Raw genomic sequence first — 26,457 nt, forward strand, 5'->3', positions numbered from 1 at the left:
TACATAATATAACTGACTGTGTGGTCAGTGGTCAATAGAAAAGCATGGTATGGTAAAATGAAAAAAATTGTAATGTTATGATAGAATTTTATAATGTGGGTATAAGCGTTTTTGAATAAATAGGAGAGAGAAAAAATGAAAGAAAAAGAACGTTTAATTATCGAAATGGCAATAAAGTTATTTGCAACTAAGGGTATGAATGCAACGTCAGTGCAAGAAATCGTAACAGCATGTGGAATATCGAAGGGAGCATTTTATTTATACTTCAAATCAAAAGATGAATTGTTATTAGCGACAATTCAATATTATTATGACAAAATCTACAACAAGACGATGGCTATTGATGAAGAATCTTTGCTACCACGTGAAAAGTTTGAAAAGCAATTGTATTGCCAGTTTAATGATGTCCAAGAACATAAGGAATTTCTTATTATACTTGCAAGAGAAAATGCAATCCCGTTTAATAAAGAAGTAGAAGCTTTTATGATGAAAATGAAGTTAGAATCGCATGCCTTTTATCGAAATAGCTTATTATCCATTTATGGTGAAAAGGTTATTCCATATGTATTAGACCTTGTGTTTATGGTAGAGGGGATATGCCGAAGTTATTTAGAATTAATTATTTTTAATGTAGCTGAAATTGATATACCTCACGTCTCTACATTTATTTTAAAGAGAATGGATGATCTTGTAGAGGGGCTTGTACATTCTGAGGACATACCCGTTTTGCAGGAAGAGCAAATGAACCAATTATTTGGTAGTTCAGAGCTTATTAAAGAGCAAGCAAAGGAACATTTTTTACAGGAAATTATTATGTTTAAACGCACATTGGCAGATCAGTTAGAAAATGATGAATTGTTAGTTACACTAGATGTTTTGGAAGCCGAAATGAGGTTGCCAAATCCAAGAATACCAGTGATTCAAGGAATGCTAGCGAACTTGAAATCATATGCTAATTTCAAAGATTTTCGGTTGAGGTTAGCAGGGTATTATCATATAAAAATCACATGAAATGGATAAATCCATCCATAGTAATAAAAAGGTGAACCACTATGGTTCACCTTTTTATTAATTACTAGCTTGCGCCCATTCTTCTACGTTCCAAACTTTCGTTATCCAATCTTGGTAAAAGTCTGGTTCGTGGCATACAAGAAGGATTGTTCCTTTGTATGCTTTCATTGCTTTTTTCAATTCTTCTTTCGCTGTAACATCAAGGTGGTTTGTCGGCTCATCAAATAATAGCCAGTTACTTTCTTCACCCATTAATTTACATAAACGAACTTTGGCTTGTTCTCCACCACTTAATTGGTTTAGTGGACGAGTAATATGTTCATTTTTCAAACCACATTTCGCTAACATAGCACGAATTTGATGTTGGTCTAAACTTGGGAATGTATTCCATACGGCGTCAATAGGCGTTATGTTATCAGCTTTTACTTCCTGTTCAAAGTAGGCTGGTGTTAAGAAGTCACCAAGGCTTGTTTTCCCACTTAATGGATTAATTTTACCTAAGATTGTTTTTAGTAATGTTGATTTACCAACACCATTACATCCAACAATTGCAATTTTCTCACCACGTTCAATTGTCATTGTTAATTTTGGTAATAACGGATGTGTATAACCAATTTCTACGTTCTCTCCTTCAAAGACAAAGCGGCTGCTTGCACGAGATTCTTTGAAAGAGAACTCTGGTTTAATCGCTGTTTCTGGGCGATCAATACGCTCCATACGATCAAGCTGTTTTTGACGGCTTTTTGCGCGGCCTGTCGTAGAATAACGAGCTTTGTTTTTCGCAATGAAATCTTCTTGCTTTTTGATGAATTCTTGTTGTTTTTGATAAGCGTTTAAATGTTGATTTTTATTGATTTCTGCAAGCTCTAAAAACTTCTCATACGTCGCTGTATAACGCGTCATTTTTGAGAATTCTAGATGGAAAATAACATCAACACATTTGTTCATAAATTCTGTATCATGAGAAATTAAAAGGAACGCATGTGGATATTCTTTTAAATAATTTGTTAACCATTGAATGTGTTCAACGTCTAAATAGTTAGTCGGCTCATCCAGTAATAATACTTCTGGCTGCTCAAGTAAAAGTTTTGCAAGCAATACCTTTGTACGTTGTCCACCACTTAGTGCAGAAACATCACGATCTAAACCAATTGCATCAATTCCAAGGCCTCGTGCTGCTTCTTCGATTTTAATATCTAGTAAATAGAAACCGCCTGCTTCAAGTGCATCTTGAATTTCTGCCATTTGATCAAGAAGTTCTTCTAATTCTTCTGGTGTAGCTGTCCCCATTTTTTCTGTAACGATATTGAGTTCTTTTTCTTTCTCAAATAAAGGTAGGAATGCATCTGTTAAAACATCACGAATTGTTCTGCCAGGTGTTAAGATTGTATGCTGGTCTAAATATCCGTAATCTGTACCAGGTGTCCACTCTACGCGTCCTTGGTCATGGATAAGTTGTCCAGTAATAATATTCATAAATGTTGATTTACCAACGCCATTTGCGCCAACTAATCCAACATGTTCACCTGCTAATAAACGCATTGATACGTCTTTAAATAGTGTGCGATCACCAAATGTATGACCTAAATTTTCAACTGTTAATAAGCTCATATTGTCCCCCGTCCATTTCAAAATAGTATCTTGAATCATGATACTAAATTCTTGTATATAATGCTATCCTTTCGAAATGTATATTTTTACAAGAATAGGGTTGCATATTTTTAAAAAAGGAATATAATGTAATTGAACAGTGGTTAATTAAAATATGAGGTATAAAAAATGTCACCAAGAAGAGCGGTTAAACAAGAGTTAACAAGAGAAATGATTATAAATGCAGCGAGAGATTTATTTATAAAACAAGGGTATCAGCATACTTCAATGCGTAAGATTGCGGTGGAACTAGGGTATAGCCATGGTTCAATTTATTATCATTTTAAAAATAAAGCAGAACTTTTTTATGCGATGGTTGAGCAAGATTTTCAATTATTGGATCAAAAATTAGATGAAACGATTGCTCAAAATTTACAGAGAGAAGAACAATTAAAAGCAGTTTTATTGGGTTTTATTGAATTTGGTCTACGAAATCAAAGTCATTATGAAATTATGTTTTTGATTAAAGATGAAGAATTAAAAGAATGTCTAGCAAATGAGCCAAATGTCAGTTATAACAAGTTTGCTAATGTTGTATCTTCCTTATGTAATGAGAAGGTAAGTATAATGACTATATGGTCTGTTTTTTTATCATTACATGGGTTTGTTTCACATTATTGTAGAAATGTTCAAACGTTTGAAGATGTACGAAATTTGGCTAATGCACATGTGGACTTCATTGTAAAATCGCTTCTTATGTAAGTGATTTTCTTTTTAACATTAATTGAACAGCGGTTAATTAAAAGGAGGATATGATGATGAAAAAGGCGTTAGTATTGGGGGCATCTGGAGCAATGGGGTATGCAATTACAAAGGAGTTATGTAGGAGAGGGATTGATGTAGTCGCTTTTGCGAGAAATAAGGAGAAACTAGAAAAGCTGTTTTACGATGAGGAAAGAGTACACATAATAGCGGGAGATGTATTTAAGCGAGCAAATATAATGGAAGCTGCGAAAGGTGTAAATGTTATATTTCATGCTGTAAATATTCCATATTCAGACTGGGAGACCAAACAACCGGAGTTACTAAAGAATATATTAGAAACAACGAAATATTACGGTGCTAAATTAGCGATGGTAGATAACATTTATGGGTATGGAAGGCAGGGGCGAGAGAAGGTAACGGAAGAGGATGAAAAGAATCCACATACAAAGAAGGGGAAAATTCGTTTGCAGCTTGAATTGATGGCGAAACAGGCTGGGGTACCAGTACTTATTGCTCATTTTCCAGATTTTTATGGCCCAAATGCGGAAAGTACACTTGTTCATCATACACTACAAGGTGTTCTTAAAAATAAAATATCTAGCTTTGTTGGGGATAAAGGGATTGCAAGGGAATATATTTATACGCCAGATGGAGCTAATGCTATTGTTGAACTAGCATTATGTGATGATGCATACGGACAAAACTGGAATATACCAGGATGTGGCGTAATTACAGGAGAAGAGATGATTGGGTATATAAGAGAATTAACTGGATACACAAAGCCTATAATGACTGTAAAAAAACGTATGATTAGAATGCTTGGCCTATTTGATAAACAAATGAAGGAGTTTGTAGAAATGCTGTATTTGATAGAAGAGCCAGTTATATTGAGTGGAGAAAAATATGAGAACTATATTGGTAAAATACCAATGACACCTTATTGCGATGGATTAAAGGAGACTATTTCGTTTTTGAAGAGGGAAACTAGATAAAAAAAAGAAGAGTAAACTGTTCTAATATTGAACGGCGCTCTTCTTTTTTTCTATTTAAAATATCCTCGAACGATTCCTTTTAAGCGATTTGCATGGAATTTACGTTTATCGTTTGAAATGTTTTGTGTTATACGGAATGCAGCAGCTGCAACTGCACGTAAAAAGTAAGGGAATCCATAATGTAAACGAATAACTCTCCCGAAACCGCCGGCATAGGAAATGGCTCTTTTTAATGATTGCTCATTAATCACTTCTTCTTTTACGGGATGGTATACGAATAAGTCTTTTCTAAATAGTCCGGTATATCCATTTTTCATACCGCGCAGTACGAAGTCGGTTTCTTCACCAGCTCCATAAATTGTTCCAGATCCAACACCTAAGTCTTCATCAAATGTACCAACATCTTGTACAAATTGTTTCGTAAAGAATAGTGCAAAAGAAGGACCTATGAATCCATATTTATTATTTAACATAATATTTGTTTTTGGAGCATGTATTAATGATCCGGTTTTTTCAACATTTGTAGTGTTTGTCGAGACAAACTGAATATTTTTATTAGCATTAAATGTTTCGAGTATACTTTCTAACACGTTTGTTTCATAAACACAGTCATCATCTGGAAAAGCAATAATATCGCCATCAGTCACTTTTAACCCTGTATTACGGGCACGAGATAATCCTTTAATAGGCGTGTAAATATAGTTGATTGCGAACTTTTTCTTATAATCTTCAAAGAGATCAGAAATGGGTGTATCGTTTTGGTCAACTACAATGAGCTCGAAGTTTTTATAAGTTTGTTTTTCTAACGATTTTAGTAAGTCAAGAATATCATCACGTCTGCCACAAGTGGCCATGATTAAAGAGAATTTCAATTATAACAGCTCCTTCAAGAAGGTTCATTTGTTCATATGAAGAAAAATAGTTTGTTTTCTTATTTCATCTACATTAAGCTCTTTTAAATCTTGTCTTCATTTTGTTTAATAGCATATAGAGAATTTCATCTTTCACTATGAATAGGATAAGTGCATAAGCTAATGCACATCCTAATATTGTAATGATAACTTGTAGAATTTGTTCCGAAATTACCGTATCAACTAAGAACGCTATTGGTAAAAATGTCAGTGAATAGAACATGTATTTTAGTTTCTGTATATCGAACAATGTGTAATTGACTTTTAATTTCTTTTTCACATAAATATACTCAAGTGTAATTAACAAACAGTTAGCGATTGTTGTTGTGAAAATTGCTGTTGCTGGTGTGAGTACGTGGAAATATATAAGTGCGATATTGGATGCAAGGTTTATGAACCCGCAAATGAATAAAAAGCGCACTAAAATGCTTTCTTTCTTTTTTACGTAAATAATTTGGTTTGATAAAATTGATTCGATCCCTACTGAAATCATATAAAATGCAAAAATAATTAATGTGTTACCAGCTCCAGCATATTCCTTTCCACCGTAAATGACAACAGCTTCATGAGCAATAAGCATTAATCCAATTGCTGCAGGAAATAGCGTAATAAAATATACTTTTGAAATTTTATTTAGTAGCGATTCATATGCTTCTTCAGTTGCGTTTCCTGACAAATAAGAAAGTCTTGGAATTGTAACTTGTACAACACTTAACATAAGTGTATTAATAATGGTCATAATTTGAAAGGCCATTACATAGAAAGCCACTTCAGCTTTTCCAGCATATTCTCCTAAAACAAAGCGGTCTAGTTGTGTGTATAGAATATTAGCATTTGAAAAAATGACAACTAAAAATAAAGGCTTTAAATGTGGAATAATTGTTAAATTGGAAAAATCAAACTTAACTTGGCGCTTCACATATATAAAACTAATAGTATGGTTTAAAAATGTTGATAGAACTAATAAACCGGCAAATTGCTTATAGTCATCTGCTCCATGAATAAAAATAAAAAGAAGCACAACATAAATCAAACGAACAACAACGGTTTTCTTCGTAATGAAATCATAATTTTCATGTGCTTCATTAAACCATTCTACATAAAATAAATTTGAGATAAAGTTGAATCCGAAAATGAGAAGTACAGGGAATAAATCCTGGTTCCCGTATCCAATATAACTAAATAATAAAAAGGCTGTTAAAGCCAGGATACTGGTTGTAAAGTTAATCACATATAGACTCGTGAACAATTGTGAAACTTTCTTCTTATCGTTTTTCACTAAACTGATTTCACGTAATCCATATTGATATACACCAAATACAGCAAAAATGAAAAAGTAATTAAAAATAGTTTCAGAAAAATTAACGGTTCCCATAGAATCGACTCCGAGCGTTCGATATGCGTATGGACCAACTAAAATGGGAAGTATGATATTAAAGGTATTGAGCAATATTTTATAGAAAATATTTGAGACAAGTGACTTTTGCATGATTTCACCTTTCTACATACATGAAAGTTACGTCAGTATCTTTCATAATAAATTATATTAGTTATTAAAATAGATTCCTTTTGCATGCTCTATTGGAAGTAATTCAATGTTGGAAGCAGCGTTAGAAGAATCCCAATTTGCATTTTTAATCATATAATTTGGACCATAGTTGTCTATTAAATATTCTTCATAATTACTAGGAACAGTAAACGTTTCACCTTTGAACGGAATTGTTCTCATGCCTGTAAATGTAGAGATGGCTTTTTTTGTTTTCCAACCAGTTGAAATACGAGTGGTCCCTGAATTTTCAAACTTTACATTTTTACCACCTTCAAAGAAATAACACCATATTTTATGGCTTTCTTCTTTAAAGTAATAGAAGATATCAATGTATACGCCGTTATAGACATATGTTTCCTCTACAGTCTTGTCGTCGATTACAAATGCTCTTTCTTTTATAAAACCTCTTTTTTTCATTTGATCCTCAATAGCTTGTTTCATTTGTTCATCTACGTAAAAAGTTCCAACATCAATATCATCGTCGTGTCCAATAAAGTCTTTTTCACGTACAGCACCTAGTAAAGTCCCATAATCTAACCAAAATGTATGCCCTGCCGATTTAAATGCTTCTTGCATTAGAATGAGTGATCTTAATCCATGCTGCTCCATGTTTGCTCTTCTAATACGAAGTGTTTTATTCTGAGAATAATTTTGAATAACAGGGATTGATTTTACTTTTCTATAAAGTGAATGATTTTTAATACATTGTATAAGTTTCAAGAAATGTCCCCCATATTGAATAAATTAATATTGGTAATTCATAACGTCGGATATAAGTGTACCGCACATAAACTTTGTAAATCAACTATTGGCTAGGAAGATATATGATGTAGATTAGGGGGAATTATATGTTTTTTTGTAAGACAGAACGTTTATAGATATAGTTAAAAAAAATAGCGAATATAGTGGAGCTATATTCGCTAAGAGAGTCATGGTCTTTTGGGAAGAAGTTTTATACATTCCAAGGTTTATTCAATGTTAATACAGCAGCCATTTCCTTACTTTTTAAACGATTATTTTTTCTGTTTTGTGCACGTTCTTTGCCTGTTTTATATAACCAATGTTCTTCTTCTGTTTCTGGTAGCACCTGGGGAACAGAAGAGGGTTTTTCATTTTCTAGTGCTACGAATGTGATGAAGCAAGTTGCAGCAATACGACGCTCACCTTCTAATAAATTTTCTGCAACGACTTTCACAAACACTTCCATCGAGGATTTTCCAGTATAGCAAACGAATGCCTCATAGCAAACGGAATCCGTTTGATGGATTGGAGTTAAAAAGTCAACAGAATCAATGGAAGCTGTTACGCAATGTTTTCTACTATGTCTTGCTGCTGCAATAGATGCAATGCTATCAATTTCTGCTAATAATTTTCCGCCAAATAAGGTGTGATGATTGTTTAAATCATTTGGGAAAACACGCGTTGTTTTAACTGCTTTTGATTCTCTCATAAATTTCTTATCCATATAATCTACTCCTATTTACGTTTTCAATCAGAGTGGTACGCTCATTTCCTGTATAAAAAAGATTGATCTCTTCTATTGAATACTATTTGTTATTTAGACAATCGATATTCGATAAGAAGTTGATCTTATTAAAATAGAATAATGTTGCATTTCTATGCGGGTAACTGAAAGAAAATTTGTTTTGTATAGATTGTAGTGTAAAAGAGGTTTCGCTTACATTGCAAGTAAAAAAAAGAGTGTGCTATTTTTGTCATATATAGTGAAACTTTAATCAGTGAGGATTTTTTCATTCTCAATTGATTATGAATCCTTTTCAACTGGGTTTTTAAGGACAGTTTATCTCTCATTTAATCCCTCTATTTCCATTTAAATCTTAAGGCGGGGGTATTACTGCCCGCGAATAGCGAGATAAATTTTCTAACTGTCATGTGTCTATTCGTGATAGAATCGTTGTGTTATAAATGGAAATAGAGGTGCAATATACATATGAATCACATACAAACAGGATTTAGTAAAATGATTATTGGAACTATGCTTGCCTTTTTTGCTTATTCTTGCTGGAACGCTTTTGAGGGGAGCAAGCAATTATTAGGAGGAAGTGCCACGAGTGTAACGATTGTACTATCCATTTTCGTTATACTCTTTTTACTTCTCGCTTCTATTTTGCAATATCGATTTACGGATAAACAGTTTCTCATTTTTCTAATGAGTATGACAGTACTCGTTAGACTTGGGGCAGTTCTCTTTTTGGATACACCAGTTATAGGTGATGTGAGAGCCATGTATGAGACTGCAAAACAAGTTGCGCTAGGAAGCAGTAATATAACGGTGATTAGTCAATTACCTTTCATTATATATGAGTCAATATTGATTCGTGTGTTTGGCGATGCTACATTTGTTTTACGATTATGTAATATTTTATATTGCATGGGTACGGCGTTTTTCATTTATCGAATTGCTACCATTTTATTTCAAGAGGAATGTGGTCGGATTGCTGCAGTATTTTACGCGTTATATTTGCCTAATATTCTCTCTTGCTCATTGTTAACAGGAGAATCACTCTCTGTATTTTTATTTTACTGTGCGAGTTATATATTACTACATAAAGGATTGAGTCATTCTTACATATGGGTGTGTGCTGCGGTATTATTTGCTTTTAGTAATATAATTAATCCAGTAGGAGTATTTATACTTATTTTAGTACTTACGTATATTTTACTAGTAGAAATATTCCAAAGTGCAGATAAACAAAATATATTGTTAAAGGCAATAGGGATTTTAGTTGTATTTTATGCGACACATTTTAGTGTGAATTATGGGATTCAAGCAATGGGAATAAAACAGTATACGATTTCTAACAATGCATATGTGCAATCGGTTTTAATTGGGGAACAGCACAATAAACAAGAAACGGTTCAAACGCAAAGTTGGAAAGAACGTATGGATCAAACATTAAAGGCGTTTGAAACAGAAAGGTTAGCTTCTCTTAAGTCAAACATAGATCAACTATCATCAGAAGGAATGAATGGAGCACTGTTAAAGGGTGAAAATCTTCTCTTTATGGTTGTAACTTTATTTATGATAATTGCACTTTTACATTTCCTTATTCAAAAACAAAAGAGCGAAGGCTATATGTTATTCCTATTACTTATAACAGGATACATTGGAATGAAACTTTTGAATAAGGATATTGTATACGGTAGTTTAATCATACCGAGCATTTTTATTTTACAAAGTTTAGGTGTTTATATGCTGTCTTTCTATTGTCAAAAGCTATTTTTCAAAAAATAAAGCCATTCGTAACAGGATCGTTTTTTCCGGGAGCATACTGAGGTATATATGAAAAGAAAACTCATCATAAAAATGGTGAGTTTTTTTATTTAGGTAATGAGTATAAAATAAAGAGAATTCGCTTTGAATTCTCTTAATGACTTTTATTAGCATTTGCCTTTGAATGTGTTTTAAAGAAAACTGGAAAATGTACATTATATATAACAGTGACTACACGTATAGTGAACGTTACTAGTAAACAAATATAAAAGGCTAATACGTGTGCACCCATTTCATGCGTAATAAGAAAACTAATTGCACCCAAAATAGAAGCAATGGCATAAATTTCTTTACGGAATACGTAGGGAATATCTTGAGCGCAAATATCACGCAAAATTCCTCCGCCAATACCTGTAATAACACCCATTGAAACAACTAAAAATGAAGCATCAACGTGATGCGACATTGCTGCGTTTGCACCAATAGCAGTAAAAACGCCTAAACCGACAGCATCTGAAAGCATAATTACAACTTGAAGTTTGTTAATACGTTCAAAAAACATACAAGTAAAGAGAGCAGCTAATACGCTGACAAAAAAGTAAATTGGTTGTACAAATGCAACGGGAGGGAGGTTACCAATCATAACATCACGAATAATTCCGCCACCGAGTGCAGTAGCTACAGCTAAACAAAGGACACCAAATAAATCTAAATCTTTCTTTAAACCCACCAATGTACCAGAAATGGCAGCGGCAACAATGCCAAGAAACGTAAATATTTCGATTAATAACATAGCTCTAATTCCTTCCCTTTAAAGATGTTCCAGAGCAAAATATACACTAAAGTTTTAGAAATAACAATTACTTTTCGTTACATGTAGAAAAAAAGAAAAAATGGGGAAAGAAAGCGTTTGAAGATACGAAATATCTGACATATAAGAAGGGGATTTATTATCTTTTCTCTATATAAATTGAAAGAGCTTAACTCAAAAATTATGTTATAATGAATATTTGAGATGAGTTAGAGTTTCGTTGTAAATTGTATAAAGTGAGATAAGGTAATGATAGTTATTTATGGGGGTTTGAGATGTTAAAAAATAATAGTTTAAGTAATAAATTTGAAAACTTTTTATTGATTTTCATTATGTTACAGCCGATTTTAGACTTACTCACATCATTCTGTATTATGGTTTTAAAAATTGATACAACAATTGGAGTTATTACGCGTTTATTTGTAATGGCTCTTGGTGGAATCTATATTTTGCTGCAAGCAAAAGAAAAAGGGAATCGTAAATATATCATATATTTAATAGTAGTCGGGATTGTTTGTGCGGCAGGTTTTGTAAATAATAAATTCGTTAAAAGTCCTATCATGTTGGGAGAAGAAATTAAATTTATAGCAAAATCTTTATACCCAATCATTATGCTGACTTGTTACATCTTTGTATTTAAATCATTAAAAAATAAAGTAAATACATATTCAAAAATGCGTAATTATATCGTATATTCAACATTAATTATAAATGCCATCATGGTTATTTCGATTGCGACAGGAACGGATTATAATAGTTACACGTCTATAAAAACCGGTTCACGTGGTTGGTTCTATGCAGGAAATGAATTAGGTTCCATTTTAGCAGTGATATGTCCAATTGTTTTTCTATATTCAATTGAAAAAACAACAAGTATAGCAAAGAGTTATTTTTGGATTCCTTCTCTTTTAATGATTTTTTCATTATTTGCTATTGGTACAAAGGTAGGATTTGGAGCCATTGTTGGTACAATGATTGTTGCTGTGTTTATGTGTTATGTTCAAGCATTTTTACAGCGTAAAGATAGAAAAAAGAAAGCATATTTACTGAACGGTATCATTGCAACGGTTGTTTTTGCTGGAGTAGTGGCGTATACACCGTTTTCTCCATTCCTCAAAAATATAGGATTTCATTTCCAATTTCTTGAGAATAAACAAGAGATGAAAGAGGCAGAGGAAAAGAAAGAAGATAAACCACAACATAAACCTCCTGTGACACAAGAGGAAAAAGAAGTAAAGAAAAAAGAGGAAACACAAGCGCTTATTTTCAGCGGACGTGAGCTGTTTGAGAAAGTGTATAAAGACTACTATGCAGAAGCTCCAACATCTCAAAAATTATTGGGCATGGGGTATTCTGGGAATTTCAAAGGGGACCCGAAGCTAATTGAAAGAGATTTCCATGATTGGTTCTATGCATTTGGAATTATCGGTTTTGCTTTGCTTTTAATTCCATTTTTATACTTTGGTATAAAGATTCTCCTCATACTAATAACTAGGTTTAGAGAGGTATTTACAGTAAAATACGGATTATTAGCAACCTCGCTAGCATTAGGTTTAGGTATTGCGTTTATAGCAGGTCATGTATTAACTGCTCCTGGAGTAAGTATTTATTTTGCTGTAATTTTTGCATATTTAATTGTGGATTTAGAAATTGAATGATAGAAAAATAAAAGCTAGCGCCACGTTAGCTTTTATTTTTTGCTATAGTAAACGATAAGAGAACATAAAATGGAGGAGGAAAGAGATGAAAGTGTTGCATATGAATGCTGGAGCAGAAGAAGGTGGCGGGAAAACTCACATTATTTCACTTTTGTCACAATTTCCAGAAGATGAAGTTGAACTAGCTGTATTTGAAGAAGGTGCGATCGCTAGAGAAGCAAGAGAGCTCGGAATTAAGGTCCATGTTTTTTCCCAATCATCTCGTTATGACATATCGATTCTTTCCAAAATACGTACGTTTATTAATGAAGGATACTTTGATATTGTACATACACATGGTGCACGCGCAAACTTTTATCTATCTCTTCTAAAAAGGAAAATACGTGCAAAATGGGTTACAACGGTTCATAGTGATCCAACCCTTGATTTTATGAAGCGTGGATTAAAAGGTTGGGTTTTTACAAAATTAAATTTACATTCTTATAAGAAAGTGGATTTGTTTTTTGCGATTACAGAACGTTTTAAGAAAAATACTGTAGCACTCGGGGTGCCAGAAGATAAAATTTGTACTGTTTATAACGGGATTGAGTATGATGATATCCCAGCGAAACCTTATAATTTGAAAGATAAATTTGGTATACAAGAAGAGTCATTTATAGCTATTCAAGTGGCTCGTCTTCACCCTGTAAAGGGACATAATATTTTATTTGATGCCTTGCAAAAAATAACGATCCCAAATATAAAAGTGTTGTTAGTTGGCGATGGTCCAATTGAAGCAGAGTTGAAAGAGGTAGTAAGGAAGAAAAATTTAGAGGATAAAGTACTATTTTTAGGACATCGTTCGGATGTAAAAGAATTATATGCATCCGCTCATATAAATTTATTAACTTCTTATAGTGAAAGTTTCCCACTTGTACTATTAGAAGCCGCAAATCAGCGTTTAACGTCTATTGCAACAAATGTTGGTGATATGGAAAAGTTGATTGTTAATCCTACATATGGATGGATTGTACCGACTGGTGACACACATGCATTAGTAAGTGCACTAGAGGAAGGATATAAGAAATGGGAGAATGGTGAATTAGCATCGATGGGTGAACGCTTGTATGAGCATGCTTCTTCGCGTTTCTCATTACGAAATCTATATGAAGATACTCATAAAGCATATAAAAAACTTTTATTGAAATAGAGAGGATTATCATTATGGCAGTGCAAACAGTTGATATTTTAGGTGTCCCTTTTTCTACGATGACAATGGAAGAGACAATTCAATATATCATGAAGCAGTTAGAGGCGGAACGAACTCATACATTCCAAGTTGTAACAGCAAATCCGGAAATCGTAATGTGTGCGAAAAAAGACCCAAGTTTTTATCAAACACTTTTGAAAACAGATTTAATTACACCAGATGGTATCGGTGTTGTAAAAGCAAGTGGTATGTTAGGGACACCATTAAAAGAGCGAGTAGCTGGTTTTGATTTAATGAGTGATTTATTTGAAGCGTTGTCGAAAGAAAATAAACCTGTATCGGTTTTCTTACTTGGGGCAAAACCACATGTTGTGAAAGGTGCTGCTGATCATTTAACAAAAACATATTCAGCTGTATCTATTGTGGGGACTCAAGATGGATACTTTAAACAAGAAGAGGAAGAAGATATTATTTCTCGTATTCAAGAAGCAAAGCCTGATATTTTACTTGTAGCACTCGGATTCCCAAGACAAGAAAATTTTATTCAAAATAATAAGCATCGTTTGCAAGCGAAGGTAGCTGTCGGTGTAGGTGGCAGTTTAGACGTTTGGGCAGGGGAAGTAAAACGTGCGCCAAAATGGATTCAAGCCATTCATCTCGAATGGTTTTACCGACTATGTAGCAATCCGACGCGTTGGCGTCGTCAGCTTGTATTAGCTGAATTTCTAAAAGAAGTAATGCGTTCGAAAAAGTAGCGAAATATCGCTGCTTTTTTGTTTGGAAAAATTTATCCCGCTATTTGCGGGCAGTAATACTCTCACCTCAAAATTGAGCGAAAGCATTGTCCAGTTCCAGTGGCTAGAATGTTCGGTGGCTTCGCTTCTTCTTGTGAGGTAAAAAAACACCTCTACGTCAGAAGCTCCATCCCCCTCGCATTCTGGACGAGCAACTTCCACTTTATACAGTATTTCTCACTAATAAAGCCATCGCCTTATGGGAATTTTAAAATAAAACTTTACAGTAAGTGTAGAAATAAAAGTATTTTACTTATACAATACACATGTGTAAAATGATGTGTAAAGACACCTGTGTAAGGAGGGTTTTTAGTGGGGGATATAAAAGAAATTTCAAAGCGCAAGCTTCTTGGAATAGCGGGTCTTGGTTGGCTATTTGATGCAATGGATGTCGGCATGCTTTCATTTGTCATCGTTGCATTGCAAAAAGAATGGGGATTAAGTAGCCAAGAAATGGGATGGATTGGAAGTGTAAATTCTATCGGAATGGCAGTTGGAGCGCTTTTATTTGGAATATTAGCAGATAAGATGGGGCGTAAGTCCGTTTTTATTATGACATTATTATTATTTTCTATCTGTAGTGGCTTAACAGCATTAACAACAACATTAGCTATGTTTCTTATATTGCGTTTTTTAATCGGCATGGGACTTGGCGGAGAATTACCGGTTGCTTCGACACTTGTATCTGAAAGCGTTGAGGCGCATGAGCGTGGGAAAATTGTTGTGTTATTAGAAAGTTTTTGGGCTGGTGGCTGGTTAATTGCAGCTCTTATTTCTTATTTTGTAATTCCCAAGTATGGCTGGCAAGTAGCGATGGTATTAAGTGCAGTTCCAGCTTTTTATGCACTATATTTACGATGGAATTTACCAGATTCACCAAGGTTTGAGAGAGTCGAGAAACAACAATCTGTTATTACAAATATAAAAGCAGTTTGGTCTGGAGAATATCGAAAAGCAACAATTATGCTATGGATCTTATGGTTCTGTGTTGTCTTTTCTTATTATGGTATGTTTCTTTGGTTACCAAGTGTAATGGTATTAAAAGGATTTAGTTTAATAAAAAGTTTCCAGTACGTATTAATTATGACATTAGCGCAGCTGCCAGGATATTTTACTGCTGCATGGTTTATTGAACGACTTGGCCGTAAGTTTGTATTAGTTACGTATTTAATTGGTACAGCATGTAGTGCTTACGTCTTTGGAGTAGCTGAATCGCTTACGATATTGCTGGTGGCAGGAATGCTATTGTCCTTCTTTAATTTAGGAGCATGGGGAGCATTATATGCATATACACCTGAGCAGTATCCGACAGTAATTCGTGGTACTGGGGCAGGTATGGCTGCCGCATTTGGTCGTATTGGTGGTATTCTCGGTCCGTTATTAGTAGGTTACCTTGTTGCCTCGCAAGCTTCTCTTTCTTTAATCTTTACAATCTTTTGCAGCTCCATTTTAATAGGGGTGCTTGCAGTGGTTGTGCTTGGACAGGAAACAAAGCAACAAGAATTAGTATAATAAAGGAAGGAAGTCCAAATGACTTCCTTCCTTATATTATTATTGAGAAAAAAAGTAGCATATTAAATAGAAAATATAGCTAGAAAAAGGGATTATTTCTTACTAAAGCGAATGTATACAACAAGACTTATGGACAAAACAATTAGGTGGTTGGGCAGATGAGGATTTTACTTATTATGGAAGATTCAGAATGTAGAAATCAATTAATTGAGACATTTACAGAAAATATGAGAAATGTAGAATGTTTTGAAGCAGGAACAGGAATGGAATCTTTACAGATAGCAAAAAAACATACTCCTGATTTCGTTTTTTTAGATACAAAGTTAAAAGACGGCACAGGATTTGAATTCTCTAGCTTATTACAACAGCTAAGTTGTAGTGCAAAATTTATTTTTGTAGGTAGGGATATAGAAGAGGCGATAACAGCTTTTCGATTCCAAGCATTTTATTACTTAATAAGACCTTTTCGTGAGGAAGATTTACAGTTTCTTTTGCATAGAATAGAGCAAGAAAAGGGAAAGAAAATAAAAAGCCATTTGCGCAAACTTCCGATTGAAAGTCATGAGGGAATTACATATATTTTTCCAGAGGATATTATATATGTAAGTAAGAATAAGGAGAATAAAACAGTTTCGATTTATACAACAAATAATCAGTATATTTCAACGTATACACTTCAAGAACTAGAAAATAAATTAACAGCATATGATTTTTTACGTGTTCATAAAAGTTATTTAATAAATGTTATGTATGTTCAAGAACTAAAGCCTTATTATAATGGAACCTATAATCTTTATTTGGAAAGGTATGATGAGCAGGCAATTCCCGTTAGTCGAAACTATGTAAAACGACTGCGAAATAAAATTGAACTATGACAAGTTGTAAGTGAATTTCAACATGTTAACATAAGAATCCTTCATAATAAGGAAGATTTAAATTAAATATTCAGAAAATTTAGTACAATTTCCACTAAGAAGTAGTATAGGGGGGGATTGTATGTGAAGGCGCTTAAGTCAATTTTACTTTGGGGTGTAATCGCAGCTTTAGGAGCAACCGGATTTGGTGTAATTGCCTTATCACAAGGTGAAACGATTAATGCTGTATGGCTATTAGTGGCAGCTGTTTCTGTATATGCTGTTGCTTATCGTTTCTATAGTAGATTTATTGCTAGGAAAGTATTTGAATTAGATAATAATCGGCGAACACCTGCTGAGACGCTAAATGATGGAAAGGATTATGTTCCAACAAATAAATGGGTATTATTTGGACATCACTTTGCGGCAATTGCTGGAGCGGGTCCACTAGTAGGACCTATTTTAGCAGCTCAGATGGGATATCTGCCAGGAACAATTTGGATTATTGTTGGGGTTGTAATTGCTGGGGCAGTACAAGATTTTGTTATTTTATTTGCTTCAATGAGACGTAATGGAAAATCATTAGGTGAAATGATTAAAGATGAGATCGGTCCTGTAACAGGATTGATTGCGATGATTGGTATTTTAGGTATCATGATCATTTTATTAGCAGTCTTAGCTCTAGTAGTTGTGAAAGCGCTTGTTGGTAGTCCTTGGGGAATGTTTACGATCGCAGCGACAATTCCAATCGCTATTTTAATGGGTGTTTATATGCGTTACATTCGCCCAGGACGCATTGGAGAAGGATCGGTTATCGGTATTATTTTACTCCTTTTAGCTCTTGTGGGAGGACAGTATGTAGCTGAGAATCCTACCCTTGCAAGCATGTTTACTTTTAGTGGTGAAACAATTGCAATTATGCTTATTGTATACGGTTTTATTGCGTCGGCATTACCAGTGTGGATGCTTCTTGCTCCACGTGATTATTTAAGTACATTTTTAAAGATCGGTACGATTGTTGGGCTAGCAATTGGTATTTTAATCGTAGCGCCAAACCTACAAATGCCGGCTGTGTCTAAGTTTATTGATGGAACAGGTCCTGTGTTTTCTGGGAACCTATTTCCGTTTTTATTTATTACAATTGCTTGCGGGGCAGTATCAGGATTCCATGCTTTAGTTTCCTCTGGTACTACTCCGAAAATGATTGAAAGAGAAGGTCATGCTCAGCCAATTGGCTACGGAGCGATGTTAATGGAATCATTCGTTGCAGCGATGGCAATGATTGCAGCTTGTGTATTAACACCAGGAACATACTTTGCAATTAACAGTCCAGCAGCTCTTATCGGGACAGATGTATCGCAAGCAGCTCAAGTTATTTCTTCTTGGGGATTTGCGATTACACCAAACGAGTTAAAGGACCTGGCTGTAAATGTTGGTGAACAAACAATTTTATCTCGCACAGGAGGAGCACCAACATTAGCAATTGGAATGGCCTACATCTTTTCACAAGTAATCGGTGGAACTGCGATGATGGCGTTCTGGTATCATTTTGCTATTTTATTTGAAGCACTATTTATTCTAACTACAATTGATGCTGGTACACGTGTAGGACGATTTATGATTCAAGATATTTTAGGACACATATATAAACCATTTGCGAAAACGGATTCTACACTAGCTAATGTTATTGCAACAACGCTATGCGTGTTAGGGTGGGGGTATTTCTTATACCAAGGTGTAGTTGATCCACTCGGTGGGATTAATACACTATGGCCACTCTTTGGAATTGCGAATCAAATGTTAGCGGGTATTGCGTTATTACTCGGAACAACGATATTGTTCAAAATGGGGAAAAAGGCGTATGTTTGGGTTACACTTATTCCAACTGTCGGCCTGCTGATTGTGACGATGACAGCCGGCTACCAAAAATTATTCCATGATAACCCAAAAATTGGATTCTTATCCCATGCAAAAGTATTTCAAAATGCCTTAGATGAAGGGAAAATACTAGCACCGGCCAAAAATGTGGGACAAATGAAGCAAATTATTTTCAATGATTATATCGATGCTGCACTTTGTGGAATTTTCATGTTAGTTGTAATAGCGGTCCTTATTTCAGCTATTCGTATATGGATTAAGGTGCTGCAAAATAAAGCAACACCATTAAAAGAAGCACCCTATATTCCAAGAGATGAAAGTGAGTCGAGAAATTATGCTTAAAAAATTGGGGAAGGTGTGGAGGACAAGAAAGCAATTTATTAGTTTGCTTGTTGGAGTACCAAGTTATGAAACGTACGTTACTCATATGAAACAGCACCATCCAGAAGAAATGATTCTATGTCGAAAACAGTTCTTTGCAGAGGCGCAAGAAGCCAGATTCAATGCGAAAGGTGGAAAAATATCAAGGTGTTGCTGAAAAAAAGAGCGATTCGTCGCTCTTTTTTTACTTTGTTGTTGTTTCACGTGGAACAACAGGATTTTAAGTTTGTAGTTTTTAATAGTATGGAAATGTTAGAAATAAGCTAAGTTCAGCATCATAAAAAAACGGGCTATCTATAGATAGCCTGTTTTTTTATTTCTTATACAAGTTCTTTTCCAGTTGTAAATTTACGATATGCACCATGATGTGTTGGCCCGATGTATTCGTTTAATTTGAAAGAGTGACGAATCGCTGCTGTGATGAATTCTTTTGCGATTATTACAGCATCTTTTACAGATTTACCTTTTGCAAGTTCTGCCGTAATTGCTGCAGAGTATGTACAACCTGCACCGTGTGTATTTGTTGTATTAACTTTCTCTGATTCTAAAAGATCGAATGTTTCTCCATCATATAATACATCGATTGCAGTTTCCGTACCTAGTTTGCTACCACCTTTAATTAGTACATATTTTGCACCTAAAGCATGGATTTTTTTTGCGGCTTCTTTCATGTCCTCAAGGGAATTAATTTTCACACCACTTAGTTGATATGCTTCAAATAAATTTGGTGTCACAACTAATGCTTTTGGAACAAGTACATCGCGTAAGCAGTCATTTGTTTCAGGATGCAATGCTTCATCTGCCCCTTTGCAAACCATCACTGGATCTACTACTACATTTTGTAGATTATGCTTTTCAATTGTTTCAGCAACCATTTCAATGATTTCAACAGATCCAAGCATACCAGTTTTTAAAGCATCAACACCAACGCCTTCAATTGTTGTTTCTAATTGTGGTTTTAGTGTAGAAGCAGGGATAGGGAACACGTTATGTGCCCAACCGTTATGTGGGTCCATCGTTACAATTGTTGTAAGAGATGTCATTCCGTATACACCAAGTTCTTGGAACGTTTTTAAATCTGCTTGTATGCCAGCGCCACCGCTTGTGTCAGAACCAGCGATTGTAAGTGCTTTGTTTAATGTCATTGAGAAAGCCCCCTTAGGTGATATAATGAAAACTACATTTTTATCCATTATATCAATGTTATGAATAAGTACAAAGTGAAAAAGTAGTTAGCTTGGTTGAAAAGATAATGAATTTGTTACAATAAGAAATGAAAATATCGTATATAGGAGACAATTTATGTTTCAAGGGAATCGTATAAGCGAATTAGCTATATTAAAAGAAATTGCAGAAACGTTAAATACATCTAATGATACATATCACATGTTGCAAGCGGTATTAGAAAAATTATTGCATGTAACAGGATTAACAACAGGATGGATTTTTCTGGCCGATGAAAATGGTAGATATACGAAATTAATTGATTATCATTTACCAGCAGCGCTCGCGTTTCAAAATAAACGACCGATGTGTGAAGGAGAATGCTGGTGTCTGCGTCGCTTTGTAGAAGGGAAATTAGAGCGAGCAGTTAATATTATTGAATGTAAGAGAATTAATAATGCAATTGAACATAATTGGGGCGATACAGAAGGAATTCTTCATCATGCAACAGTTCCCCTAAAAGCTGGCGGTGAAGAATTCGGTGTGCTAAATGTAGCAAGCCCAGGAAAAACACATTTTTCTGAAGAGGAACTTATGCTGCTGCAATCGGTTGCTTTGCAAATTGGAACAGCTTTAAAACGGACAAAATTATATGAAAGTGAAAAAAGACGTGCTCATTATTATGTGAAATTAGAACGTTTCATTCAAGAGCTAAGAAAAATCCATAAGTTAAATACATTACCAGAAGAAGTTGTAAAACAAGTGGAGGATGTATTTCAGTGGGAGAAAGTTGCGTTTTTTATAAAGGAAGAAAAGAACTTATCTATGCGAGCTTGTTATAAGAAATATGTAACGGAAAGAGATAGGGAGTTAGAGAGTACTGCAAAAGAAGCGATAGAAAAAAATCAGCCTGTTTTGTTGAAAAGACGGTCTAATGGCTCTATCATTGTTGCTCTAATACAAATTCGAAATCAAGTGTTTGGTGTTTTATGCGTGAGTTCGAAGCATGGAGGATTTGATGAGAATACCGTAGATATCGTGCAAGCGTTAACGAATCATATTTCATTAATGATTGAAAATTTACGGTTAAATGAACAGCGACGTGAACTTGCTCGGATGGAAGAACGAAACCGTTTGGCACGGGATCTGCATGATTCAGTTTCACAAAAGTTATTTTCATTAACGTTTATGACTAAGGGGACAGAAGCTGTTTTAAAGGGACAAAATGAAACGGTAGATCAATCCCTTCATGAGATAAGGGAATTAGCACAAGGTGCTTTAAAAGAAATGCGAGCACTTATTTGGCAACTCCGTCCAGCAGGATTAGAAAAAGGGTTGCTACCCGCTTTAAAGCAATATGGAGAGAACTTAGGGCTGAACATTCGTGAGCAAGTTAAAGGTGTGCGTGAGTTACCACGTGTAGTGGAAGAAACATTATGGCGAATTGGACAAGAGGCTTTAAATAATGTGAGTAAACATGCGGGGGTAACAGAGGCGACAATTTATTTGAAAGTAACAGAGAAAGAAGTGTCCTTAGAGGTAGTTGATTATGGCCTCGGTTTTATAGAAAGAGATATAAAAGAGAAGAAATCGCTCGGTATGACAACAATGCGTGAACGCGCAGAGTTAATTGGCGGATGGATTACGATTGTAAGTGAGAAAAAGCGAACAAGTATAAAAGTTATCGTACCATTATAATGCGATGTGAAAATGAGGGAAACTTGTGAAGATAAGAGTATTATTAGTTGACGATCATACAGTTGTTTTAAAAGGATTAGCCTTTTTTTTAAGCACACAAGAAGATCTTGAATTGGTTGGAGAGGCAAATAATGGGAAAGAAGCTTTGGTGAAGGTTCAAGAAGTGCGGCCAGATATAGTTTTGATGGACCTGTATATGCCAGAGATGGATGGGATCGAAGCGACAGCATGCATCAAAAAGGAATATCCAAATGTGAAAGTGCTCGTATTAACTAGTTTTTCTGATCAAGCGCATGTTTTGCCGGCTTTAAAAGCTGGGGCAAGCGGATATATTCTAAAAGATGTTGAGCCTGATCAACTTGTCGAAGCGATTCGTAGCGCATATAAAGGAAATATTCAGCTTCACCCTGATATAGCAAGCGCGCTTCTGTCTCAAACTTTGCCGCAAGAAGAGAAACAAGAGTCATCAAATATTCATGTAGATGTACTAACAGCAAGGGAAAATGAAGTGTTGCAGCTCTTGGCAAAAGGGATGAGTAATAAGGAAATTGCATCCGTATTAGTGATTACAGAAAAAACAGTAAAAGCTCATGTAAGTAGTATTTTAGGCAAATTAAATTTATCTGATCGTACACAAGCAGCTTTATATGCAGTGAAAAGTGGGATCGTATAAGACAAAAGTCGTAGGACTTAGTTCGCCTTTAGGAGGCGGACTTTTTTTATGAAAAGATACGTCTATGTGAGGAAGAAATTGTTAGGATGAGAGGATAAAATGTATTTGTAAACAACAATAATTACAAGGGATTATCCCTTTTTAGCGAGTAGATAATAAACAACGTAAGAGTAAGCAATAGGAGGAAAAAAGGCATGACAACAGTTTTATTTGTAAAAGCTAACAACCGTCCAGCAGATCAAGCAGTTAGCGTAAAATTATATGAAGCGTTTTTAGCAAGTTATAAAGAAGCACATCCAAATGATACAGTGGTAGAACTTGATTTATACAATGAAGAATTACCATATATAGGAGTAGATATGATTAACGGTACATTTAAAACAAGTAGAGGATTTGATTTAACAGTAGAAGAAGCAAAAGCAGTAGCTGTTGCTGATAAATATTTAGATCAATTCCTTGCAGCTGATAAAGTAGTATTTGGTTTCCCGTTATGGAACTTAACAATTCCAGCTGTACTGCACACATATATCGATTACTTAAACCGTGCTGGTAAAACATTTAAATATACACCAGAAGGACCAGTAGGCCTTATTGGAGATAAGAAAATTGCGCTATTAAACGCACGCGGTGGTGTATATTCTGAAGGACCAGCAGCAGAAGTAGAAATGGCTGTTAAATATGTAGCAAGCATGATGGGGTTCTTCGGTGCAAAAGATATGAAGACAGTTATTGTTGAAGGTCATAACCAATTCCCAGATAAAGCGGAAGAGATTATTGCAGAAGGCCTTGAGAAAGCTGTTAAAGTAGCAAGCACATTCTAATTAATACAATAATCGTCGTTCAATATGCAGTATCAGTACCTTTATGGTGTTGGTGCTGCTTTTTTGTTTTTTAATAAATAGTCTAGCAGAAGAACTTATGAGGTTTCGTTCTGTTATTGCCGAGTGAGTTCATCTGCTAACTTTTGTAATTGCTCTTTGTCCTGTATGAAATACATTCTCCCTTCTTTTTTTAACCAATTTTGCTGACAAAACTGCTTTAATACAAATAAAAGATGACGATAACTAACGTTTAAGTATTCAGAGGCTTCTGTATGTTTTTCAAGGTAACAATTGTTTTGCTCGGTTAACAGAATGAACGCAGCTAATCGGTTTTCTAAAGGGTAGTTATGACTTTTTGCATATTGTTCAGTTCGAGTAATTGTTTTTTCTCCAATGAATTTGCACAACTGCTGTAAAAAATGGGCGTCTTGTAATAAGAGATGGCGACAATCTTTCAAGGGAAGAGCTAAACAGATACATGGTTCCATGGCTTCGATCCCTTTTGTTAACGTCTCTACTCCAATTAATCCTAATTCTCCCATGATTGATGGCGCTTTTACAAAATTAATTAAGGAAATCCTTCCATTCTGATGGCTCATATATATTTTTACTTTTCCGGAAATTAAGTAATAGAGATAGGGAAACTCCTCTCCTTCATTACAAATGGTTTCTTTCTTTTGAAACGAATGAATTTCTATATACGGCAAAATGTCAAAAGAAAAGAATGTTTGAAAATTGAATTGCTTTACATAATTATGAATCTCATATGAATCTTTTTTGATTTTCATTTTCTCACCTCTCATTTAGTATGAGATATCTCCTATTCTTTTTACAAGCGGGAGTGATACGATTTATTTAATAACAAAAGAAACAGCGTGTTTTTATAGAAGAAAGGAAGAGAAGCAACATGAAGAAATATCAAACATTACTATTTGATGTCGACGATACATTATTAGATTTTAAAGCAGCTGAAAGAAAAGCATTGCATTTGCTTTTTGAGGAACAAAAAATCCCTTTAACTAATGAAATTGAGGCACATTATAAAAAAATAAACCAAGGTCTGTGGGAATCCTTTGAAGAAGGCAAAATAGCCCGAGATGAGGTAGTGAATACGCGATTTTCAATTTTATTCAGGGAATATGGTCAAGAAGTTGATGGACCATTGTTTGAAAAGAATTATCGTAGTTATTTAGAAGAAGGGAATCAGCTCATTCATGGGGCTTTCGAATTAATACAAGGTTTCCAAAGCGAATACGATTTATATATTGTTACAAACGGTGTTTCCAAAACGCAAGACAAGCGCCTACGTAATTCAGGATTACATTCATTCTTTAAGGGTATTTTTGTTTCAGAAGATACTGGTTACCAAAAACCAATGAAGGAATACTTCGATTATGTTTTTGCACGAATTTCTAATTTTTCTGTAGAGAAAGGATTAATTATCGGGGATTCTTTAAGTGCAGATATTAAGGGTGGGCAGCTAGCTGGATTAGACACATGTTGGTTTAATCCTGAAAAGAAGTTAAACGATAGCGGGATAGTTCCAACTTATGAAATTCAAACTTTTGATGAGCTGTATGGGATTTTAAAATGTTAGTTTTTTTGAGGGCTTAAATATTATTTTTTAATAGTCCATTTGTAGTGGCAATTTTATTTGTAAAAGTAAACATTCTTTACTCAAAAGGCAGTACCAACACTTTTATTGTGATGGTACTGCCTTTTATTTGTTCATTTTACTATTCGATATTTGCACCAGCTTCCTGTTTCTTCTCACTATGGTTAGGAAGTGGAAAAACATTACCAATCATTGCAGCTCCAATCATTGGTAACAATAAATTAATTGGGAAGAACATAAGTAATAATAATGTAATAGCGATTGGCTTTCGTATTGCATAGCTTGAAATGGCTGTCGTTATAATAGCTACAGAAGCAACTGGATCTAACGGTATGAGAGTAGCTACAGCATATCCAATACTTGCACCAGCAAATATAATCGGGAAAATATGTCCACCACGCCAACCTGTATTTAAACAAACTGCCGTTATACATAATTTTAAAATTCCTGAAAGAAACAGGATCCAAAATGATAACTCTGTCCATTCAGTTACTAATTCTTTTAATTGGTGTTCTCCTGAAAACAGTGTATACGGAAGTAAAGTGCCTGAAATTCCTAGAAGAATACCGCCTATAATCGCTAATGTTAGTTTATACTTTTGAAAAGGATGTACTATTTTTTCTAATATATGTTCTATTTTGAAATAAAAATAGCCTGCACAGGCACCTATACAAATAAGGGGAAGAAAGGCCACCCATTCGCGGAGTGTAAAAGATCCTTCTCCAAAATTAACAATAAAAGATCCTCGATTATCAAACTGACTAAGCAATAAATATACAGAAAAACCAGCAAAAGTAGTAGCGAGATATACAATAGTCTTTTTCTCTTTAAAAGTTTCAGCAAGTTGTGTATCCTCATGCTCGCTTGGAGCTAAATAACCGAATAGCGGTGCATTAAAAATAACACTTAAGGCAGCGCCAATCCCAATTTCCGTTAGTTCGTGCATTCCTTTTAAAGTAAATTTAAAGCGATCACCAACCCATGTACAAAGTCCACCTATAATCCCAACAAGTGCTGCTTCTGGCCCTAAGCTTGCGCCAAATACTAAAACAATAATGGCTGTTAACGTAGCTTTATGTACAAATTGGTACTCAATTCTACCTGTCTTCTTATATTCACCCATTACTTCTGGCATTAAACGTGGGTATGTGCCGAAGTACTTCTGTGACAGTCCAACAAGAACACCGCCGATTATTGTTACACAAAGTGTGTAATAAGGTGGTAATCCCAATTCCTTAGGTAAATATCCCCAAATAAACTGAATTCCAGCATTTGTGACAACTAAAAATAACCAGACTGTAGCACCAACGATAGCACCTAGAAACATACCGTACACGGTGAGTAAATAGTGCAGAT

24 protein-coding genes are annotated in these 26,457 nt (G+C 34.7%); 15 read left to right on the top strand and 9 right to left on the bottom strand.

Going from position 1 to position 26,457, the window contains the following annotated elements; translation table 11 throughout:
- Positions 1-135 precede the first annotated feature (135 nt).
- Positions 136-1,011, top strand: a complete 876-nt coding sequence (locus CN288_RS19875; protein ID WP_098302939.1) for a TetR/AcrR family transcriptional regulator — start codon at positions 136-138, stop codon at positions 1,009-1,011.
- Between the two features lie 57 nt (positions 1,012-1,068).
- Here CN288_RS19875 and abc-f read toward each other — a convergent pair whose 3' ends face one another.
- Complete coding sequence (gene abc-f / locus CN288_RS19880) at positions 1,069-2,661, bottom strand: ribosomal protection-like ABC-F family protein (RefSeq protein WP_081811029.1); 1,593 nt, start codon at positions 2,659-2,661, stop codon at positions 1,069-1,071.
- A 129-nt stretch (positions 2,662-2,790) separates the two neighbouring features.
- Between abc-f and CN288_RS19885 the strand changes: the two genes are divergently transcribed.
- Together CN288_RS19885 and CN288_RS19890 are read left to right on the top strand one after the other, a co-directional pair.
- Positions 2,791-3,363: a TetR/AcrR family transcriptional regulator gene (locus CN288_RS19885; protein WP_098302940.1), complete on the top strand. Its 573-nt coding sequence runs from the start codon at positions 2,791-2,793 to the stop codon at positions 3,361-3,363.
- Between the two features lie 56 nt (positions 3,364-3,419).
- On the top strand, positions 3,420-4,358 hold the full coding sequence (locus CN288_RS19890) for an SDR family NAD(P)-dependent oxidoreductase (protein ID WP_026592120.1): 939 nt from the start codon (positions 3,420-3,422) through the stop codon (positions 4,356-4,358).
- Positions 4,359-4,408: 50 nt separating this feature from the next.
- Here CN288_RS19890 and CN288_RS19895 read toward each other — a convergent pair whose 3' ends face one another.
- The 4 genes from CN288_RS19895 to CN288_RS19910 form a co-directional block, all read right to left on the bottom strand.
- Positions 4,409-5,230, bottom strand: coding sequence for a glycosyltransferase family 2 protein (locus CN288_RS19895; RefSeq protein WP_098302941.1), 822 nt, complete (start codon positions 5,228-5,230; stop codon positions 4,409-4,411).
- 73 nt (positions 5,231-5,303) lie between these two features.
- Positions 5,304-6,758, bottom strand: a complete 1,455-nt coding sequence (locus tag CN288_RS19900; RefSeq protein WP_026592118.1) for an oligosaccharide flippase family protein — start codon at positions 6,756-6,758, stop codon at positions 5,304-5,306.
- 57 nt (positions 6,759-6,815) lie between these two features.
- Positions 6,816-7,538, bottom strand: a complete 723-nt coding sequence (locus CN288_RS19905) for a LicD family protein (protein ID WP_098302942.1) — start codon at positions 7,536-7,538, stop codon at positions 6,816-6,818.
- 232 nt (positions 7,539-7,770) lie between these two features.
- Entirely contained in the window at positions 7,771-8,283 is a 513-nt protein-coding gene (locus CN288_RS19910; protein WP_098302943.1) for an acyl-CoA thioesterase, read from the bottom strand.
- A gap of 486 nt (positions 8,284-8,769) precedes the next feature.
- Between CN288_RS19910 and CN288_RS19915 the strand changes: the two genes are divergently transcribed.
- On the top strand, positions 8,770-10,074 hold the full coding sequence (locus tag CN288_RS19915) for a glycosyltransferase family 39 protein (RefSeq protein ID WP_098302944.1): 1,305 nt from the start codon (positions 8,770-8,772) through the stop codon (positions 10,072-10,074).
- 133 nt (positions 10,075-10,207) lie between these two features.
- On the opposite strand, the gene CN288_RS19920 is transcribed toward CN288_RS19915, so the two are convergent.
- A complete protein-coding gene (locus CN288_RS19920; RefSeq protein ID WP_026592114.1) occupies positions 10,208-10,846 on the bottom strand; it encodes a trimeric intracellular cation channel family protein in 639 nt (212 codons plus the stop codon).
- A gap of 293 nt (positions 10,847-11,139) precedes the next feature.
- Here CN288_RS19920 and CN288_RS19925 point away from each other — a divergent pair, with 293 nt between their 5' ends.
- The 7 genes from CN288_RS19925 (at position 11,140) to CN288_RS19965 (ending at position 19,287) form a co-directional block, all read left to right on the top strand.
- On the top strand, positions 11,140-12,522 hold the full coding sequence (locus tag CN288_RS19925; protein ID WP_098302945.1) for an O-antigen ligase family protein: 1,383 nt from the start codon (positions 11,140-11,142) through the stop codon (positions 12,520-12,522).
- Positions 12,523-12,607: 85 nt separating this feature from the next.
- The gene (locus tag CN288_RS19930) at positions 12,608-13,711 is read left to right on the top strand and encodes a glycosyltransferase family 4 protein (protein ID WP_098302946.1); all 1,104 of its coding nucleotides are present in this window, start codon (positions 12,608-12,610) and stop codon (positions 13,709-13,711) included.
- A gap of 14 nt (positions 13,712-13,725) precedes the next feature.
- Complete coding sequence (locus CN288_RS19935; protein ID WP_026592111.1) at positions 13,726-14,466, top strand: WecB/TagA/CpsF family glycosyltransferase; 741 nt, start codon at positions 13,726-13,728, stop codon at positions 14,464-14,466.
- A 351-nt stretch (positions 14,467-14,817) separates the two neighbouring features.
- Positions 14,818-16,017: an MFS transporter gene (locus CN288_RS19950; protein ID WP_026592110.1), complete on the top strand. Its 1,200-nt coding sequence runs from the start codon at positions 14,818-14,820 to the stop codon at positions 16,015-16,017.
- Between the two features lie 158 nt (positions 16,018-16,175).
- Positions 16,176-16,892, top strand: coding sequence for a LytR/AlgR family response regulator transcription factor (locus CN288_RS19955; protein ID WP_098302947.1), 717 nt, complete (start codon positions 16,176-16,178; stop codon positions 16,890-16,892).
- 123 nt (positions 16,893-17,015) lie between these two features.
- On the top strand, positions 17,016-19,091 hold the full coding sequence (gene cstA, locus CN288_RS19960; RefSeq protein ID WP_098302948.1) for a carbon starvation protein CstA: 2,076 nt from the start codon (positions 17,016-17,018) through the stop codon (positions 19,089-19,091).
- Positions 19,084-19,287, top strand: a complete 204-nt coding sequence (locus CN288_RS19965) for a YbdD/YjiX family protein (protein WP_098302949.1) — start codon at positions 19,084-19,086, stop codon at positions 19,285-19,287. The genes cstA and CN288_RS19965 overlap by 8 nt, the downstream gene beginning before the upstream one ends.
- A gap of 163 nt (positions 19,288-19,450) precedes the next feature.
- On the opposite strand, the gene pdxK is transcribed toward CN288_RS19965, so the two are convergent.
- Positions 19,451-20,275, bottom strand: a complete 825-nt coding sequence (pdxK, locus tag CN288_RS19970; protein ID WP_090692739.1) for a pyridoxine/pyridoxal/pyridoxamine kinase — start codon at positions 20,273-20,275, stop codon at positions 19,451-19,453.
- A gap of 157 nt (positions 20,276-20,432) precedes the next feature.
- On the opposite strand from pdxK, the gene CN288_RS19975 reads away from it, so the two are divergent.
- From CN288_RS19975 to CN288_RS19985, 3 genes are all read left to right on the top strand, one after another.
- Complete coding sequence (locus CN288_RS19975) at positions 20,433-21,992, top strand: GAF domain-containing protein (protein WP_098302950.1); 1,560 nt, start codon at positions 20,433-20,435, stop codon at positions 21,990-21,992.
- Positions 21,993-22,017: 25 nt separating this feature from the next.
- On the top strand, positions 22,018-22,665 hold the full coding sequence (locus CN288_RS19980; RefSeq protein WP_026592104.1) for a response regulator: 648 nt from the start codon (positions 22,018-22,020) through the stop codon (positions 22,663-22,665).
- A gap of 194 nt (positions 22,666-22,859) precedes the next feature.
- The gene (locus CN288_RS19985; RefSeq protein WP_098302951.1) at positions 22,860-23,486 is read left to right on the top strand and encodes an FMN-dependent NADH-azoreductase; all 627 of its coding nucleotides are present in this window, start codon (positions 22,860-22,862) and stop codon (positions 23,484-23,486) included.
- Between the two features lie 113 nt (positions 23,487-23,599).
- Here the strand turns inward: CN288_RS19985 and yeiL are convergent, their stop codons facing one another.
- Positions 23,600-24,274, bottom strand: coding sequence for a transcriptional regulator YeiL (gene yeiL / locus CN288_RS19990; protein ID WP_098302963.1), 675 nt, complete (start codon positions 24,272-24,274; stop codon positions 23,600-23,602).
- Positions 24,275-24,393: 119 nt separating this feature from the next.
- Between yeiL and CN288_RS19995 the strand changes: the two genes are divergently transcribed.
- A complete protein-coding gene (locus tag CN288_RS19995; RefSeq protein WP_026592101.1) occupies positions 24,394-25,083 on the top strand; it encodes a YjjG family noncanonical pyrimidine nucleotidase in 690 nt (229 codons plus the stop codon).
- A 139-nt stretch (positions 25,084-25,222) separates the two neighbouring features.
- Here CN288_RS19995 and CN288_RS20000 read toward each other — a convergent pair whose 3' ends face one another.
- A complete protein-coding gene (locus CN288_RS20000; RefSeq protein WP_441296566.1) occupies positions 25,223-26,428 on the bottom strand; it encodes a chloride channel protein in 1,206 nt (401 codons plus the stop codon).
- Between the last annotated feature and the right edge of the window lie 29 nt (positions 26,429-26,457).

Origin of the sequence: Bacillus sp. AFS023182 (assembly GCF_002560575.1) — a bacterium.
Lineage (GTDB): Bacteria > Bacillota > Bacilli > Bacillales > Bacillaceae_G > Bacillus_A > Bacillus_A arachidis.

Excerpts from the sequence above, each read along its gene's own strand:
- CN288_RS19875 (WP_098302939.1), top strand. The coding sequence starts at position 136 with ATGAAAGAAAAAGAACGTTTAATTATCGAAATGGCAATAAAGTTATTT.
- abc-f (WP_081811029.1), bottom strand. The coding sequence starts at position 2,661 with ATGATTCAAGATACTATTTTGAAATGGACGGGGGACAATATGAGCTTA.
- CN288_RS19885 (WP_098302940.1), top strand. The coding sequence starts at position 2,791 with ATGTCACCAAGAAGAGCGGTTAAACAAGAGTTAACAAGAGAAATGATT.
- CN288_RS19890 (WP_026592120.1), top strand. The coding sequence starts at position 3,420 with ATGAAAAAGGCGTTAGTATTGGGGGCATCTGGAGCAATGGGGTATGCA.
- CN288_RS19900 (WP_026592118.1), bottom strand. The coding sequence starts at position 6,758 with ATGCAAAAGTCACTTGTCTCAAATATTTTCTATAAAATATTGCTCAAT.
- CN288_RS19910 (WP_098302943.1), bottom strand. The coding sequence starts at position 8,283 with ATGGATAAGAAATTTATGAGAGAATCAAAAGCAGTTAAAACAACGCGT.
- CN288_RS19915 (WP_098302944.1), top strand. The coding sequence starts at position 8,770 with ATGAATCACATACAAACAGGATTTAGTAAAATGATTATTGGAACTATG.
- CN288_RS19920 (WP_026592114.1), bottom strand. The coding sequence starts at position 10,846 with ATGTTATTAATCGAAATATTTACGTTTCTTGGCATTGTTGCCGCTGCC.
- CN288_RS19925 (WP_098302945.1), top strand. The coding sequence starts at position 11,140 with ATGTTAAAAAATAATAGTTTAAGTAATAAATTTGAAAACTTTTTATTG.
- CN288_RS19930 (WP_098302946.1), top strand. The coding sequence starts at position 12,608 with ATGAAAGTGTTGCATATGAATGCTGGAGCAGAAGAAGGTGGCGGGAAA.
- CN288_RS19935 (WP_026592111.1), top strand. The coding sequence starts at position 13,726 with ATGGCAGTGCAAACAGTTGATATTTTAGGTGTCCCTTTTTCTACGATG.
- CN288_RS19955 (WP_098302947.1), top strand. The coding sequence starts at position 16,176 with ATGAGGATTTTACTTATTATGGAAGATTCAGAATGTAGAAATCAATTA.
- CN288_RS19965 (WP_098302949.1), top strand. The coding sequence starts at position 19,084 with ATGCTTAAAAAATTGGGGAAGGTGTGGAGGACAAGAAAGCAATTTATT.
- pdxK (WP_090692739.1), bottom strand. The coding sequence starts at position 20,275 with ATGACATTAAACAAAGCACTTACAATCGCTGGTTCTGACACAAGCGGT.
- CN288_RS19975 (WP_098302950.1), top strand. The coding sequence starts at position 20,433 with ATGTTTCAAGGGAATCGTATAAGCGAATTAGCTATATTAAAAGAAATT.
- CN288_RS19985 (WP_098302951.1), top strand. The coding sequence starts at position 22,860 with ATGACAACAGTTTTATTTGTAAAAGCTAACAACCGTCCAGCAGATCAA.
- yeiL (WP_098302963.1), bottom strand. The coding sequence starts at position 24,274 with ATGAAAATCAAAAAAGATTCATATGAGATTCATAATTATGTAAAGCAA.
- CN288_RS19995 (WP_026592101.1), top strand. The coding sequence starts at position 24,394 with ATGAAGAAATATCAAACATTACTATTTGATGTCGACGATACATTATTA.
- CN288_RS20000 (WP_441296566.1), bottom strand. The coding sequence starts at position 26,428 with ATGTTTCTAGGTGCTATCGTTGGTGCTACAGTCTGGTTATTTTTAGTT.